Below are 14,534 nucleotides of genomic sequence, written 5' to 3' on the forward strand. Positions count from 1 at the left end.
GCCCCGGAGCGAATTGACGTCCGGGGTGATCCACCGCGTATATTTGATGTTTCGCACGCTGTGAAATGGCATGCGCAGGAAAGCCTTACGGGGACACTGTACCGGGTCGGGAGTGAAATTGTCAACCGAGGAATTCCGTCATGAGCAGCAATTCATCGACGGGCTCTACGCGCGCCTCGACGACCTGCGCGACCAGGCCGAACGCACCATGCGCGACGCCTTGGCCGCGGCCGGCACCGGGTTCCAGGCCCGCCTGGAGCGCGACGTACTCGTCGCCGAGCAGTCGGGCCTGCTGTCCGCACTGAACACCGGCGAGAACGGCCTGTGTTTCGGCCGCCTCGAGTTCGCCGACGGCCGCGACCACCACATCGGCAGGATCGGCATCCGGCGCGACGACGCCGAGCGGACCCCCCTCGTCCTCGACTGGCGGGCCGACGTGGCCCGCCCGTTCTACCTCGCCACCGGCCACCACCCCATGGGCCTGCGCCGGCGCCGCCACATCACCACCGAGGGCCGCGAGGTCACGGCCCTGCACGACGAGATCCTCGACCTCACCGACCCCGAGCGGACCGGGCTCGAGGGCCCCGACGCCGACGCCGTGCTGCTCGCCGCACTCGACGCCGCCCGCACCGGCCGGATGCACGACATCGTCCAGACCATCCAGGCCGAGCAGGACCGCATCATCCGGTCCCCGCACCGCGGCGTCCTCGTGGTGGAGGGCGGCCCCGGCACCGGCAAGACGGCCGTCGCCCTGCACCGGGCCGCCTACCTCCTCTACGCCCACCGGGAACTCCTCGCCAAGCGCGGCGTGCTGATCGTGGGTCCGAACCCGGCGTTCCTCGGCTACATCGGCGAGGTGCTCCCCTCGCTCGGCGAGACCGGCGTGCTGCTCGCCACCATGGGGGAGCTGTACCCGGGCATCCGCGCCACCGGCACCGACCGGCCCGGCGCCGCCGCCGTGAAGGGCCGCGCCGAGATGGCCGAGGTCCTCGCCCGGGTCGTAGGCGACCGGCAGACCCTGCCGGAGGACGTGCCCGCCGGCAGCGGAGAGGACAGCTCCGTGGTCCCCGAACCGGCCCTGGAGATTGACCACGACGAGTACGGGACCCTGCTGCTGGACCGCACCATGGCGCACGCGGCCCGGGACCGGGCGCGCGCCACCGGACTGCCCCACAACCTGGCCCGCCCCACCTTCGCGTTCGCCGTCATCGACGCCCTCACCGAACAGCTCGCCGACCGGCTCGGCGCAGACCCGTACGGCGGCCCCAACCTGCTCGGCCCGGACGACATCGCCCAGCTCGGAAAGGAGATCGCGACCAGCGCCGAGGTGCACTCCGCGATCGACTTCCTGTGGCCGCCGCTCACCCCGCAGGGCCTGGTCGCCGACTTCCTCGCCGATCCCACCCACCTCCCGGAGGCGGACGCCGAGTTGATCCGCCGCACCGGCGGCGACTGGACGCCCGCGGACATCCCGCTGCTCGACGAGGCCGCCGAACTGCTCGGCGTCGACGACAGCAGGCAGCGCATCGCCGAGGAGCGCGCCCGCCAGGAGCGCATCGCCTACGCGCAGGGCGTGCTGGACCTGTCGGCCGGCTCGGAGTCGTACGAGTTCGAGGACATGGAGAACGAGTTCCTCGCCGCGCACGACATCATCGACGCCGAGCGGATGGCGGAGCGCCACGAGGAGGCCGACCACCGCAGCACCGCGGAGCGGGCCGCCGCCGACCGCACCTGGGCCTTCGGGCACGTCATCGTCGACGAGGCGCAGGAGCTGTCCGCCATGGCCTGGCGGCTGCTCATGCGGCGCTGCCCGACCCGCTCCATGACCCTGGTGGGCGACCCCGCCCAGACGGGGGACGAGGCGGGCTGCGGCTCCTGGAAGGAGATCCTGGACCCGTACGTCGGCGACCGGTGGGAGCTCGTCCGGCTCGGCGTCAACTACCGCACGCCCGCCGAGATCATGGACGTCGCGGCCGCCGTGCTGCGGGCCCGCCACCCCGGGTTCGAGCCGCCGAGCTCCGTGCGCGCGACCGGGCGGCGGCCCTGGGTGCGGGCCGCGCAGGACGTCGCCGCCGCGGTCGCCGAGGCCGTCGGCGGCGGCGTGCCCGCCGAGGGCCGGCTCGCGGTGATCGCCCCGCGGGCCCTGCACGGGGCGCTGGCCGCCGTACTGCCGGACGTGCGGGCGGGCGCGGAGCCCGACCTGACCCGTGCGGTGGTCCTGCTGGACCCGCGCCAGGCCAAGGGCCTGGAGTTCGACTCCGTGGTCGTCGTCGAACCGGCGGACCTCCTGCCGAGCGACCTGTACGTCGCCCTGACCCGGGCCACCCAGTCCCTCGGGGTGGTGCACACCGGCCGGCTGCCCGAGGGCCTGGCGGACGGGGGCGGGCGGACCGAGCTCCGGTAAGCCCGGCGGACCGGGCAGGCCCGGCAGGCGGCCGTCGGGCAGGCGGCCCTCAGGCGGGGCCCCCTCAGGCGGGGGCCGGCGCCGCCGACGCCCGGAGCAGCTCCAGGCGCCGGCGGGTCTCCTCGTCCAGCGGTACGTACGTCACCAGGCGCGGTCCCGCCGCCGGGCCCAGCCACATGTTGGTGTGCTCCAGGTGCAGCAGCCCGACGTGCGCGTTGCGGATGTACTTCGCCCGCCCGCCCTGGCCGACCACCTCGTGCCGCGCCCAGAGCTCCCGGAACTCGGCCGACTCCGCCTCCAGCCGGGCCAGCAGGTGCTTCCAGGCGGGGTCGGCCAGGTGCTCGGCCATCGAGGCCCGGAACTTCGCCGCCATCGTGCGGACCAGCTCCTGGTGGTCGGCCACGGCCGCCCGCCAGTCCGCGTTGGTGAAGGACAGCCACAGGCAGTTGCGGTCCTCCGGCGCCAGGGCGTCCAGGTCGCACAACAGCCGCCCGTACGTCGCGTTGTAGGCGAGGATGTCGTACCGGCTGTTCTGCACGCAGGCCGGGAACGGCGCCAGCTGGTCCAGCATCGCCTGCACCGCCGGGGTCACGGTCGAGCAGACCGCGGGGACCGCCGGGTCGGTGCCGCCGGCCAGCGCGAACAGGTGCGCCCGTTCGCTGGAGTCCATCCGCAGGGCGCGCGCCAGGGCGTCCAGCACCTGCGCGGAGACCTGGATCTCGCGGGCCTGCTCCAGCCAGGTGTACCAGGTCACGCCGACCGCGGAGAGCTGCGCGACCTCCTCGCGGCGCAGCCCCGGGGTGCGACGGCGCCGGCCGCGCGGCAGTCCGACCTGCTCGGGGGTGATCCGCTCGCGGCGGCTGCGCAGGAAGTCGGCCAGCTCGTGCCGGCGTACGTCGCTATCGGGCGCCACAGTGGTCATGGAACCAGCCTGCCGCAGGGCTCATCCGGTTGCCAGGTACTCCTGGTACCAGGATAAGGAGACTCTGGTACCAGGCTGAGCGGGCGGTGATCGTTTCCTGTGTGAGTGAGACAACCATCCGCAGGACCCACCCCGCCACCGACCGCCCCGGCGCCGCGGCGCCAGCCGCCCCCGCCCCCTCTGCCCCTGCCTCTGCCGCCACCGTGCCGATCGGCCCGCTCGGGCTCTTCACCGTGCTGCTCGGCGCGGCCCTGCCGCTGATCGACTTCTTCATCGTCAACGTCGCGCTGCCCGCCATCGACCGGGACCTCGCCGCCGGCACCGCCGTGCTGGAGCTGATCGTCGCAGGCTACGGGGTCACGTACGCGGTGCTGCTCGTCCTCGGCGGCCGCCTCGGCGACACCGCCGGCCGCCGCCGGCTCTTCCTGACCGGCATGGCCGCCTTCGGCCTCACCTCGCTGGCCTGCGGCCTCGCCCCCACCGCCTGGACCCTCGTGGCCGCCCGGGTGGCCCAGGGCGCCGCGGCCGCGCTCATGCTGCCGCAGGTGCTCGCCACCATCCAGGCCACCACCCAAGGGGCCCGCCGGGCCCGGGCGATGAGCCTGTACGGGGCCACCGCCGGGCTGTCCATGGTCGCCGGACAGGTGCTGGGCGGCGTCCTGGTGGCCGCCGACGTGGCCGGCCTCGGCTGGCGCTCGGTGTTCCTCGTCAACGTGCCGGTGGCCGTCGCCGGCCTGCTCCTCGCCGTCCGCGGCGTGCCGGAGACCCGCTCGGACCGGCCCGCCGGCGTGGACGTCCCCGGCACGCTCCTCCTCGCCCTCTCGCTCGTCTCGCTGCTGCTGCCCCTGACCGAGGGGCGGGCCACGGGCTGGCCGCTGTGGACCTGGCTGCTGCTCGGCGCCTTCCCCTTCGCCGCCGCCGGGTTCTTCGTGGTCGAGCGGCGCGCCGACCGCCTCGGGCGGAGCCCGCTCGTCCCGCCGAGCCTGCTGCGGCTGCCCTCGCTGCGGCGGGGGCTGGTGATGCTGGTGCCGTTCTCGCTCGGCTTCAGCGGGTTCATGTTCGTCGTCGCCGTCGTCCTCCAGCAGGGCCTGCGCATGGGCCCGGTCGCGGCCGGGCTGGCCCTGGCGCCGATGGCCGTGGCCTTCTTCGCGGCCTCGCTCGCCGGACCGCGGCTGACCGGCCGGTTCGGCAGCCGGGTGGTGACCGCGGGCGGTGTCCTCCAGGCCGTCGGCATCGGCGCGCTGCTGCTCACGCTGCGGTACGGGTGGCCCGACCTCGGCCTCGCCGAACTCGCCCCCGGCGTGGCGGTCGCGGGGCTCGGACAGGGGCTCCAACTGCCGGTGCTGATGCGGCTGATGCTCTCCGATGTGCCGGCGGACCGGGCCGGGGTGGGCAGCGGGGTCGTCACCACCACCCAGCAGTCCGCGCTCGCCCTCGGTGTCGCCACCCTGGGCAGCCTCTTCCTCGCCGTGGCGGCCTCGGAGGACCTGCGCGATGCCGCGGTGATCACGGTGCTGGTCCAGCTGGGGCTGATCGCCCTGACCACCGCCCTGAGCCTCCGGCTCCCCCGCACCCTCCACTGACACCGCCGAGCCACCGCCGAACCTCCGGCCCCGCCGCCGCCCGAAACGAGGGCCCGGCACCCTACGGTCCTGCCGACACCTGAGGCGGCGGGGGCGGCGAATCAGCCTCGCCGGCGCTTGAGGCGCGGGTCCGGGCGGAGCCCGGCGTGCCCGGCGGAGCCGGGATCCTGCCTGTGCGGCCCCCCTTTCGGAGCCGCGGCGGCAGGAAGCGGCCACCGCCGCCGGGGCGGGGTGTCACGGAGCGGCCCCGGTCCCGTACAGTCCGTGAGGCCGATGGCTCCGCCGGGGCCCGTCGCGGGAACCGCGGCGCTTCACCGCCCCGCAGGGCCGGCCGGCGGAGCAGGGCGCCTACCTGCCCTTCGGGATGGGCCCGCGGGCTTGCCTCGGCCTGCAGTTCGCGCTGCGCGAGTCCACGCTCCTGCTCGAACGGCTCCTGCCCGCGCACACCCCCGACTTCGACTCCGTGCCGGACCGGACCGCGGCTCACCGTCCGGCCCGACGGGCCCGCCCGCGCCACCCTCGCGGCCCGCCGCTGAGCCCCGCCCCCGCCCCACCCTGGCATGAAGCAATGAATCAGTGCTTCAATCCTTCCATGCCCTACCGCCGCCCCCCTGCCGTGCAGGCCCGCCTCGACGCCCGCCGCGACCGGGTGCTGGAAGCCGCCGTCCGCCTGCTCTCCCGGGAGGGGTACGCCGGCTGCTCCGTCGCCGCCATCGCCGCCGAGGCCGGGATCTCCACCGGCAGCGTCTACCAGTCCTTCTCCGGCAAGTCCGAACTGGCCGCCGCCCTCTTCCGCACCCTCGTGGCCCGCGAACTGGAGGCGGTCGCCGCCGCGGCCGACCGCCCCGGCACCGCCGCCCGGCGCGTCGCCGCGGCCGTGGAGACCTTCGCCTCCCGGGCCCTGCAGGCGCCCCGGCGGGCCTTCGCCCTCCTGGCGGAGCCCGCGGACCCGGCCGTGGACACCGAGCGGCTCGTCTTCCGCCGCGCCTTCCGCGACGTGTACGCCCGGCGGATCGCCGAGGGCGTGGCCACCGGCGAACTGCCCCCGCAGACACCCGAGCTGACGGCCGCCGCCCTCGTCGGCGCCATCGCCGAAGCGCTCGTCGGACCGCTCGCCGACGGCGACGCCGCCCCCGGCGACGTCATCCCGGGCCTGACCGCCTTCACCCTGCGTGCCCTTGGAGGACACGATGCCGCAGACGCATGAGGTCACCAACCAGGTGCCGCCGCACCACGGCTACGACGCGGCCGCGGACCCGGCCCTGCTGGAGGCCCTCGTACGCGAGGGCGCCGGCTGGGCGGCGCCCGAGCTCCACCGCCTCGGGGTCCTCGCCGGATCCGAACAGGCGGCGGAATGGGGCCGCCTGGCCAACGAGAACCCGCCCGTGCTGCGCACCCACGACCGCTACGGCCACCGCATCGACGAGGTCGAGTTCCACCCGCACTGGCACGACCTGATGCGCACCGCCGTCACCCACGGCCTGCACGCCGCGCCCTGGGCGCAGGACCAGGACACCCCGGGCGCGCACGTCGCCCGCGCCGCGAAGTTCCTCGTGTGGAGCCAGGTCGAGGCCGGACACACCTGCCCCGTCTCCATGACGTACGCCGCCGTCCCGGCGCTGCGGGCCGCGCCCGACCTCGCCGCCCGGCTGGAGCCGCTGCTCGCCTCCCGCACGTACGACTTCGGGCTGCGCCGGCCCGACACCAAGCACGGCCTGATCGCCGGCATGTCGATGACCGAGAAGCAAGGCGGCTCGGACGTCCGCGCCAACACCACGACCGCCGTACCGGCCGGCGACGGCACGTACCGGCTGACCGGGCACAAGTGGTTCACCTCGGCCCCGATGTCGGACGTCTTCCTGACCCTGGCGCAGGCGCCGGGCGGGCTGTCCTGCTTCCTGCTGCCCCGGGTGCTGCCGGACGGCAGCCGCAACAGCCTGCTCCTGCAGCGGCTCAAGGACAAGCTGGGCAACAAGTCCAACGCCTCCGCCGAGATCGAGTACGACGGGGCCTTCGGCTGGCTGGTCGGCGAGGAGGGGCGCGGCGTCGCCACCATCATCGAGATGGTCAACATGACCCGCCTCGACTGCGTCCTCGGCGGCGCCTCCGGCATGCGCCTCGGGCTGATCCGGGCCGTCCACCACGCCACCCACCGGCGCGCCTTCGGCAAGGCCCTGGTCGACCAGCCGCTGATGCGCAACGTCCTGGCCGACCTGGCGCTCGAGTCCGAGGCCGCCACCGCCGTCGCCCTGCGCCTCGCGGGGGCCACGGACCGGGTCGCCCGCGGCGACGGCGACGAGGCGCTGCTGCGCCGGCTCGGGCTCGCCGTCACCAAGTACTGGGTCTGCAAGCGCGCCCCCGGGCACGCGGCCGAGGCCCTCGAATGCTTCGGCGGCAACGGCTACATCGAGGACTCGGGCATGCCCCGCCTCTACCGGGAGGCCCCGCTCTCCTCCATCTGGGAGGGATCGGGGAACGTGGCCGCCCTCGACTCGCTGCGGGCCATGGCCCGCCAGCCGGAGACCGTCGAGGCCTTCTTCGCCGAGGTGGGCCGGGCGGCGGGCGCCGACCGGCACCTGGACACCGCCGTGGCCGGCCTGCGCAAGCAGCTCGCCGACCCGGCCGAGGCCGAGTACCGGGCCCGGCAGCTCACCGAGACGATGGCGCTCGTTCTGCAGGCCGCGCTGCTCCAGCAGCACGCCCCGGCGGCGGTCGCCGACGCCTTCTGCGCCTCCCGGCTGGGCGGTGAGCACGGCGGCGCGTACGGGACCCTGCCGACCGGGGTGGACACCGACGCGATCCTCGCGCGGGCCCGTACGGTCTCCGTCTGACGCTGCAACAGCAGGCCGCAGCCTGACGCCGGTTGTCCGACGGCGGGCCGCGGCCGCCACGCTGCGGGCCGAGCCCGGATCAGGGGTGCCAGACCTCCTTGATGGTCTTGATCTTGCCCTCGCCGTCGACCGTGATGTCGTAGATGTTGCCGGAACAGCTGTACGGGGCCTTCACCGCGGCCTGGTTCGTCATGCAGTCGCCGGCGTGCATCCACAGCTCGCCCACCGGGACCGACTTGGTGGAGCCGGATCCGGTGGCCAGCTCGGCCTTCACCTCCTCGGCGAAGAGGTAGTACTTGGCCTCGCCCTTGCCGTGGTAGATCCAGTCGTTGGGGGTGCAGGTGGGCTGCGCGTCCTTGGCGGACATCGAGCCCTTCGACGGCGGCACCGCGGGCTCCACCATCTTGTGGCCCGCCGGGAGCTTCGGCGGCTGCCCGCAGTCGCTGCCGGGCTCGCCCGTGGAGCCGCCGCCCGGCTTCGCCGAGGGCTTGGCCGACGGCTGGGCGGCAGAGCCGGCGGAGGCGCCCGCGGAGGCGCCCGCGGAGGCGCCGGAGGAGCTGCCGGAGCCGCCCGCCGAGGCCTCCTCGGGCCCGCAGGCCGCGATGGTGCCCAGCGCGGCGACGAGAGCAAGAGTGGCGCTGATGCGTCGAACTGATGGCATGTCACATCCCCCGATGACTGAAAAATGTCGTGATCATGGCCGATCGGGATGTGTTTCTACACCAGGTGGTGGTTGAAGATCCAATCGCCGGGCCGGCCCAGGGGAGGGGGCCTCAGGAGGCGAGGTGGAAGCCTGCGCCGATGCCGCCGGACGCGTTCAGCTCCTCGATGATGCTCAGGATCGGCGAGCTGTGCTGGGCGCCCCACGCGTTGCCGACCAGCGTCTGCCCGTCGACCACGGGGGAGCCGGAGTCCCCGCCGTCGGTCCAGATCAGGTGGGTGAACCACATGCCGTCGGTACCCAGTTTGATCCCGCAGGTGAGGCCGGTCCGGTGGCCCTGCTTGCACATGCGGGTGCCGTTGGCGGGCGGGGCGCCGATCGAGGTGATGGTCGTCGAGCCGACCGTGGCGGTGGGGGCGACCCGGCTCTCGTCCAGCGCGATCACCGCGTGGTCCAGGCCCTTGGGGCCGCTGGCCAGCAGGTTGTTCGGGGTGCCGACGTACGCGACGGTGCCGATCGGCCCCGTCGCCAGGTCGGGCCGGCTGGCGGGGACCGGCGCCGGGGCGAAGGCCGTACCGGCGGGCGAGGCGTCCCGGTAGACCGCGGCGCCGACCAGCTTGTTGCCCTGTTCGTCGATGAAGCAGTGGGCGTTGGTCAGGGCCACCAGCCGCCCCTCGCGGTCGCGGCCGACGGCGGTGAGCGTGCAGATGTGGTAGCTCGTCGGCGCCTCGGGAGAGGGGCTCAGCCGGAAGATGATCCCGGTGCCGCCGCCGACGGGCGTGAGCGGTCCGGCCGCGGCGGGGACCGCGGGTGCCGGAGCGCCGCCCGGTGCCGCGGTGGCGGCCGGGGCCGCCGCGAACGTCAGGCCGGCCAGGAGCGCGGCGAGGCCGAGGGTGCGGAAGGTGGTGCCGAGCGTACGTAACATGCGGTCACTTCCCTTGTAGGAGCGGGCGGCCCGCAGCCGCCACGGCCCGGGCCGGTCGCCGTCGTCGGCGACCATGCCCAGGGGAGCACAGCCGCGCATCCGGTCAGGGCGGAACCCGTACGGACCGGGCGAACATGGCCGGACTCCGCCTGCTGCGGCCGGCGGTCCGGCAGCCGGATCCCTGCAACCGGTACCCCACCGTCCGCGTCTGTGCCTTCGACGGCAGGAAGCCGCAGCAGCGACGGGGGACGGACATGGGACGGGCGCGCAGCAACCCGGTGCTGGCCACGGCGGTGGCGCTGGCGGCCCTGGGCCTCTCGGCATGCTCCCCGACCGAGGACCCGGGCCCCGCATCGCCGGGACACCCCTCGGCCGGATCCGCGCACCCCGCCCCGTCCGGCCCGTCCGGCCCGTCCGCCCCGTCCGGGGCCCCGCATCCGGGCGGCGGCCCCGCGGGCGGCCCGGCACCCTCCGGGCCGGCCGCCCCCGGCCCGGTGTCCCGCACCGGGGCCCCGTGGAACCTGGACCGCATCGACCAGCGCACCCTGCCCCTCGACGGCACGTACACGGCGGCCGCCGACGGCAGCGGGGTATACGTGTACGTCCTGGACACCGGCATGGAGGTCAAGCACGCGGAGTTCGGCGACCGCGCCTCCCTCGGCGCCGACTTCGTCGGGGACCCCGACGCCGGGGACTGCCTCGACGGCGGCGGGCTGGGCCACGGCACCTTCGTCGCCGGCATCATCGGCGGCCGCACCCAGGGCGTCGCCCCAAAGGCCCGGCTCGTCCGCGTCCAGGCCATCGCCTGTGAGGAGGGCGGCAGTTCGGCGGGGGCCCGGGACACCGCAGCGGGCGCCGACGCCTCCGTCATCCAGGCCGTCGAGTGGGTGACCGCCCACGCCCGCCGCCCCGCCGTGGTCAACATGTCCCTCAACCTCAAGACCCGCTCCGCCGCCCTCGACGCCGCCGTCCAGCACATGGTGGAGTCGGGGATCACCACCGTCGTCGCCGCCGGCAACTTCGCCGACGACGCCTGCGGGCACTCGCCGGCCGGGGCGCACGGCGCGATCGTCGTCGCCGCGGCCACCGACGGCGACCGGCACTGGAGCGACACCGACACCTTCGGCTCCGGGCACGGGCCCTGCGTGGACCTCTACGCACCGGCCGGGAGGATCACCTCCGCGGCGGTGGGCGGGGGCACGGTCACCAGCGACGAGACCGCCACCTCGTGGGCCGCCCCGCACGTCGCCGGGGCGGCGGCCCTCTACCTCTCGGCGCACCCGGCCGCCACGCCCGCCCAGGTCCGCGCCTGGGTCACCGGCCAGGCCTCGCGGGACGTCCTGACGGGAGTCCCGGCGAAGACCCCGAACCGCCTGCTGAACGTGGGCGGGCTGTGACGGGCCGGGCGCTCAGCCGGCGGCGGCGCCGAACCACTCCCGCAGGCGGCCGAGCAGCTCCTGCTGGTCCTCGCCCACCCACGCCACATGGCCGTCCGGCCGCAGCAGCACCGACGGCACGCCCAGATCCCGCAGTTCCGCGCTGACGCCGACGACGTGGTCGACCCGGTCCGCCCAGCCCTCCACCGAGAGTCCGCCGGCCTGGTCGAGCAGCAGCCCGCGCCCGCCGTGCATCAGGCCGTACAGGCGGCCCTGCCCGAGCTGCACGTCCCGCAGCCGCCGGCCGAGCAGCCCGTGGCCCTCGCCGAGGTCGTAGCGGACGTCCACCGCCGTGATCATGCCGGTGACGTACCGGTTCACCTCCTCGAAGTCCATCAGCTCCGACAGCAGCTCCCGCAGCGCGGTCGGCCCCGGCTCGGTTCCCAGCAGCGTCATCTGCGCGCGCGTGTTCCGCAGCACGCGGGCGCCCACCGGGTGGCGTTCGGCGTGATAGCTGTCGAGCAGCCCTTCCGGCGCCCAGCCGGCCACCGCGCCGGCCAGCTTCCAGCCGAGGTTGAAGGCGTCCTGCACGCCGAGGTTGAGGCCCTGCCCGCCGGTCGGCGGGTGGACGTGCGCCGCGTCGCCGGCCAGCAGCACCCGGCCGACCCGGTAGCGCTCGGCCTGCCGGGTGGCGTCCCCGAACCGGGAGAGCCAGCGCGGCGAGTGCACGCCGAAGTCGGTGCCGCCCAGCTTCCGCAACTGCCGCCGGAACTCCTCCAGGGTCGGTGCGGCCGCACGGTCCTCGGCCACTCCCGCGGCGGGTACGACGATCCGGTGCAGCCCGTCGCCGAGGGGGATGACGCCGAACCGCAGCTGGGTCCTGCGGACCTCCTCGACGACGGCGGCGACCGTCTGCGGGTCCGCGGTCAGCTCCATGTCGCCCAGCAGCGTCTCGACCGTGGAGGGCTCGCCGGGGAATCCGACGCCGAGCTGGCCGCGCACCGTGCTGCGGCCGCCGTCGCACCCGACGAGGTAGCGCGAGCGCAGCCGGGTGCCGTCCGCCAGCAAGACGTCCACGCCGTCCTCGTCCTGGCCCAGCCCGACCACCTCGCTGCCGCGCCGGATCCGGGCGCCGAGTTCGAGGGCGCGCTCCTCGAGCAGCCGCTCGGTGGCCGGCTGCGGGACGGAGAGGCCGTACCGGTGCGCCGTGTCCAGCCGCTCCGGCCACGGTGTGACGATGCCGCCGAAGAACCCGCCGACCTCGAACTTCCCGCCCTCCGCGAGGAACCGGTCCAACAGGCCGCGCTGGTCCATGATCTCCACGCTGCGCGCGTGCAGGCCGCGACCGCGGGACTGCCCGCTGCGCTCGGCCAGCCGCTCCAGCACGACCACGTCCACCCCGTGCAGCCGCAGCTCCGCGGCCAGCATCAGGCCGGTCGGTCCCGCGCCGACCACGACCACGTCCACGACGTCCACCCCGTTCCCCACGCTTCCCATATCCCCCACGCTCCCCATGCGACGCCCCCGGATGGTCCGATTCCCGCGGGCCGCAACCGGCGCAAACACGCCGATATACCGTGAACCACGGATTCCCGCAGTTTCCGGCTGCGGCTGAAGATTCTGCGACACCGAGGGGGCCTTGCCGCAAGACCCCCCGTGCGCTATATGTTGAAAAGGGCCAGGAGCGGACCGCTCCTCGCCTTTTCTTTTTGTCGCCTTTTCCTTATGTGCCGCCCGCAGCGCCGCCCTGCCGCCCGCTGCCCGGCGCGCGCGGCTGCCGCCGGATATCCCCTAACCCGCCCGGAAAAGGCACCTATGCCCGGGAAAAAGAGTTTCGGCGCGGCGCGGCCCCACCGGTCCCGCCTGCCTCTACTGTCTCCGCATGGCTGAGATGTTCGATCACAACCCGCAGGTATGGACCGCCGGCCGGCTGCGTGAGGTGCTGGCCGGGCTGCCCGAGGAGACCCCGATCCACATCGGCGTCGCCGATGGCCCCGGGGACTTCGAGAGCTACGGCGAGTACGTGCTCGTGGACGCCGAGCCGGTGGAGCTCGACGTGGAGGGCGAGGGGGACGGGGCCGCGGGCGGGCCCCACGTGCAGTTCACGCTCTTCGCCGACGTCGCGGCCGGCGCCTACCACCTCGACCTGGACTGACGGTCCACCCACCGCAGCGGCCCCCGCAGACCGGGGGCCCGCCGTCCGCCGGGACGTCCCGGATCCCGCGGCGTAGCCTGGTCTGAACGCCGGATCCGCCCCGTGAGCCAGGGAGGCGGCGCATGACCGACCCGCACGGCTTCCTCCGCACTCCGCGAAGCCCCGTCCCGGCCCGCCCCGCCGACCAGCGGCTCGGCGACTGGCGCGAGGTGTACGCCGGGCAGGCGCTGCTGCCCCTGGTGTCCGCCCAGGCCAACCGGTGCATGGACTGCGGCGTCCCCTTCTGCCACAGCGGCTGCCCGCTCGGCAACCTCATACCCGAATGGAACGCGTACGCCGCCCACGGCGACTGGCGGGCGGCCTCGGACCGGCTGCACGCGACCAACAACTTCCCCGAGTTCACCGGCCGGCTCTGCCCCGCCCCCTGCGAGGACGCCTGCGTCCTGGCGATCAACGACGACCCGGTCACCATCAAGAACGTCGAGCAGGCCATCGCCGACCAGGCCTGGGAGCACGGGTGGACGCCGCCGCTGCCGCCCGTCCGGCACAGCGGCAGGGCCGTCGCCGTCATCGGCTCCGGCCCGGCGGGGCTCGCCGCCGCCCAGCAGCTGACCCGGGCCGGTCACACCGTCGTCGTCTACGAGCGCGACGACCGCATCGGCGGACTCCTGCGCTACGGCATCCCCGCGTTCAAGATGGAGAAGGTGCACCTGGACCGCCGCATAGCCCAGATGCAGGCCGAGGGCACCGTCTTCCGCACGGACTGCGACGTCGGCGGCCGCCTCGACGCGGCCGCCCTGCGCAGCCGCCACGACGCGGTCGTCGTCGCCGTCGGCGCCACCGAACCCCGCGAACTGCCCGTACCGGGCCGGGAACTGCACGGCATCCACCAGGCCATGGAGTACCTGACCTGCTCGAACCGGGCCGGGGAGGGCGACACCGAAGCCCCGGCGCTCACGGCGGCCGGACGGCACGTGGTGGTCGTCGGCGGCGGGGACACCGGCTCGGACTGCGTCGGCACCGCCCTGCGGCAGGGCGCCCTCTCGGTGGTCCAGCTCGACATCAACCCGGAGCCGGGGCCCGAGCGGCGCGACACCGAGCCCTGGCCGGTGCACCCCAAGGTGTACCGGATCTCCCACGCGCACGAGGAGGCGCGGGACCGCGACGGCGCCGACCCGAGGGTCTTCTCGAGCGCGACCGTGCACTTCGAGGGGGACGCGGCGGGCCGCGTCCGGGCCCTGCACCTGACCGCCGTGGAACCGGCCGCCCGCCGGCCCCTCCCGGGAACCGACCGCGTGCTGGAGGCCGGGCTGGTCCTCCTCGCCCTCGGCTTCTCCGGCCCGGCCCGGGCCTCGCACCTCGAGGAGCAGCTCGGACTCGTCCGCGACGCCCGCGGCGGCTTCGCCCGCACCCCTGACTTCGCCGCCCTCGCCCCCTGCGCCCAGGGCCCCCCGGCCCCGTCCGGCCCCGGACCCGCCCCCGCCCCCGGCGGGGTGTTCGTCGCCGGCGACGCCGGGCGCGGCCAGTCCCTCGTGGTGTGGGCCCTCGCGGAGGGCCGGGCCGCGGCCGCCGCCGTCGACCGCTACCTGACGGGCACGACCGCGCTCCCCGCCCCGGTCCGTGCCGACGACCGCCCGCTGACGGCCTGAGACCGGAACGCGGGGAGCCGCTGCAGGC

General features: G+C 75.1%; 11 protein-coding genes and 1 pseudogene. 8 read left to right on the forward strand and 4 right to left on the reverse strand.

Going from position 1 to position 14,534, the window contains the following annotated elements:
• Positions 1 to 70: 70 nt before the first annotated feature.
• Positions 71 to 2,404, forward strand: a complete 2,334-nt coding sequence (locus tag AB0953_RS17645) for a helicase (RefSeq protein ID WP_366860382.1) — start codon at positions 71 to 73, stop codon at positions 2,402 to 2,404.
• A gap of 64 nt (positions 2,405 to 2,468) precedes the next feature.
• On the opposite strand, the gene AB0953_RS17650 is transcribed toward AB0953_RS17645, so the two are convergent.
• On the reverse strand, positions 2,469 to 3,326 hold the full coding sequence (locus AB0953_RS17650) for a helix-turn-helix transcriptional regulator (RefSeq protein ID WP_366860383.1): 858 nt from the start codon (positions 3,324 to 3,326) through the stop codon (positions 2,469 to 2,471).
• A gap of 203 nt (positions 3,327 to 3,529) precedes the next feature.
• On the opposite strand from AB0953_RS17650, the gene AB0953_RS17655 reads away from it, so the two are divergent.
• The 4 genes and pseudogenes from AB0953_RS17655 (at position 3,530) to AB0953_RS17670 (ending at position 7,740) form a co-directional block, all read left to right on the forward strand.
• On the forward strand, positions 3,530 to 4,909 hold the full coding sequence (locus AB0953_RS17655) for an MFS transporter (RefSeq protein WP_366860440.1): 1,380 nt from the start codon (positions 3,530 to 3,532) through the stop codon (positions 4,907 to 4,909).
• Positions 4,910 to 5,237: 328 nt separating this feature from the next.
• Positions 5,238 to 5,445: pseudogene (locus AB0953_RS17660) on the forward strand (cytochrome P450); the annotation flags it as partial.
• Positions 5,446 to 5,501: 56 nt separating this feature from the next.
• Complete coding sequence (locus tag AB0953_RS17665; RefSeq protein ID WP_366860384.1) at positions 5,502 to 6,116, forward strand: TetR family transcriptional regulator; 615 nt, start codon at positions 5,502 to 5,504, stop codon at positions 6,114 to 6,116.
• On the forward strand, positions 6,100 to 7,740 hold the full coding sequence (locus AB0953_RS17670) for an isovaleryl-CoA dehydrogenase (RefSeq protein ID WP_366860385.1): 1,641 nt from the start codon (positions 6,100 to 6,102) through the stop codon (positions 7,738 to 7,740). The genes AB0953_RS17665 and AB0953_RS17670 overlap by 17 nt, the downstream gene beginning before the upstream one ends.
• Positions 7,741 to 7,819: 79 nt before the next feature.
• On the opposite strand, the gene AB0953_RS17675 is transcribed toward AB0953_RS17670, so the two are convergent.
• Both AB0953_RS17675 and AB0953_RS17680 read right to left on the reverse strand, forming a co-directional pair.
• Positions 7,820 to 8,401: a hypothetical protein gene (locus AB0953_RS17675; protein WP_366860386.1), complete on the reverse strand. Its 582-nt coding sequence runs from the start codon at positions 8,399 to 8,401 to the stop codon at positions 7,820 to 7,822.
• Between the two features lie 112 nt (positions 8,402 to 8,513).
• A complete protein-coding gene (locus AB0953_RS17680) occupies positions 8,514 to 9,425 on the reverse strand; it encodes a trypsin-like peptidase domain-containing protein (protein ID WP_366860387.1) in 912 nt (303 codons plus the stop codon).
• Positions 9,426 to 9,460: 35 nt separating this feature from the next.
• Here AB0953_RS17680 and AB0953_RS17685 point away from each other — a divergent pair, with 35 nt between their 5' ends.
• The gene (locus tag AB0953_RS17685; RefSeq protein WP_366860388.1) at positions 9,461 to 10,723 is read left to right on the forward strand and encodes a S8 family peptidase; all 1,263 of its coding nucleotides are present in this window, start codon (positions 9,461 to 9,463) and stop codon (positions 10,721 to 10,723) included.
• Positions 10,724 to 10,735: 12 nt separating this feature from the next.
• Here the strand turns inward: AB0953_RS17685 and rox are convergent, their stop codons facing one another.
• Positions 10,736 to 12,199 carry a rifampin monooxygenase gene (rox, locus tag AB0953_RS17690; protein WP_366860390.1) on the reverse strand — a complete coding sequence of 488 codons (1,464 nt, stop codon included), beginning with the start codon at positions 12,197 to 12,199 and terminating at the stop codon, positions 10,736 to 10,738.
• A 385-nt stretch (positions 12,200 to 12,584) separates the two neighbouring features.
• Here rox and AB0953_RS17695 point away from each other — a divergent pair, with 385 nt between their 5' ends.
• Positions 12,585 to 12,857 (forward strand): DUF6225 family protein, encoded by a 273-nt coding sequence (locus AB0953_RS17695; RefSeq protein ID WP_366860392.1) that lies wholly within the window; start codon positions 12,585 to 12,587, stop codon positions 12,855 to 12,857.
• Between the two features lie 122 nt (positions 12,858 to 12,979).
• Entirely contained in the window at positions 12,980 to 14,506 is a 1,527-nt protein-coding gene (locus tag AB0953_RS17700; protein ID WP_366860393.1) for a glutamate synthase subunit beta, read from the forward strand.
• The last annotated feature ends 28 nt before the right edge of the window (positions 14,507 to 14,534 follow it).

Source organism: Streptomyces sp. NPDC046866 (assembly GCF_040704625.1).
In the GTDB taxonomy this organism is placed as follows: domain Bacteria; phylum Actinomycetota; class Actinomycetes; order Streptomycetales; family Streptomycetaceae; genus Streptomyces.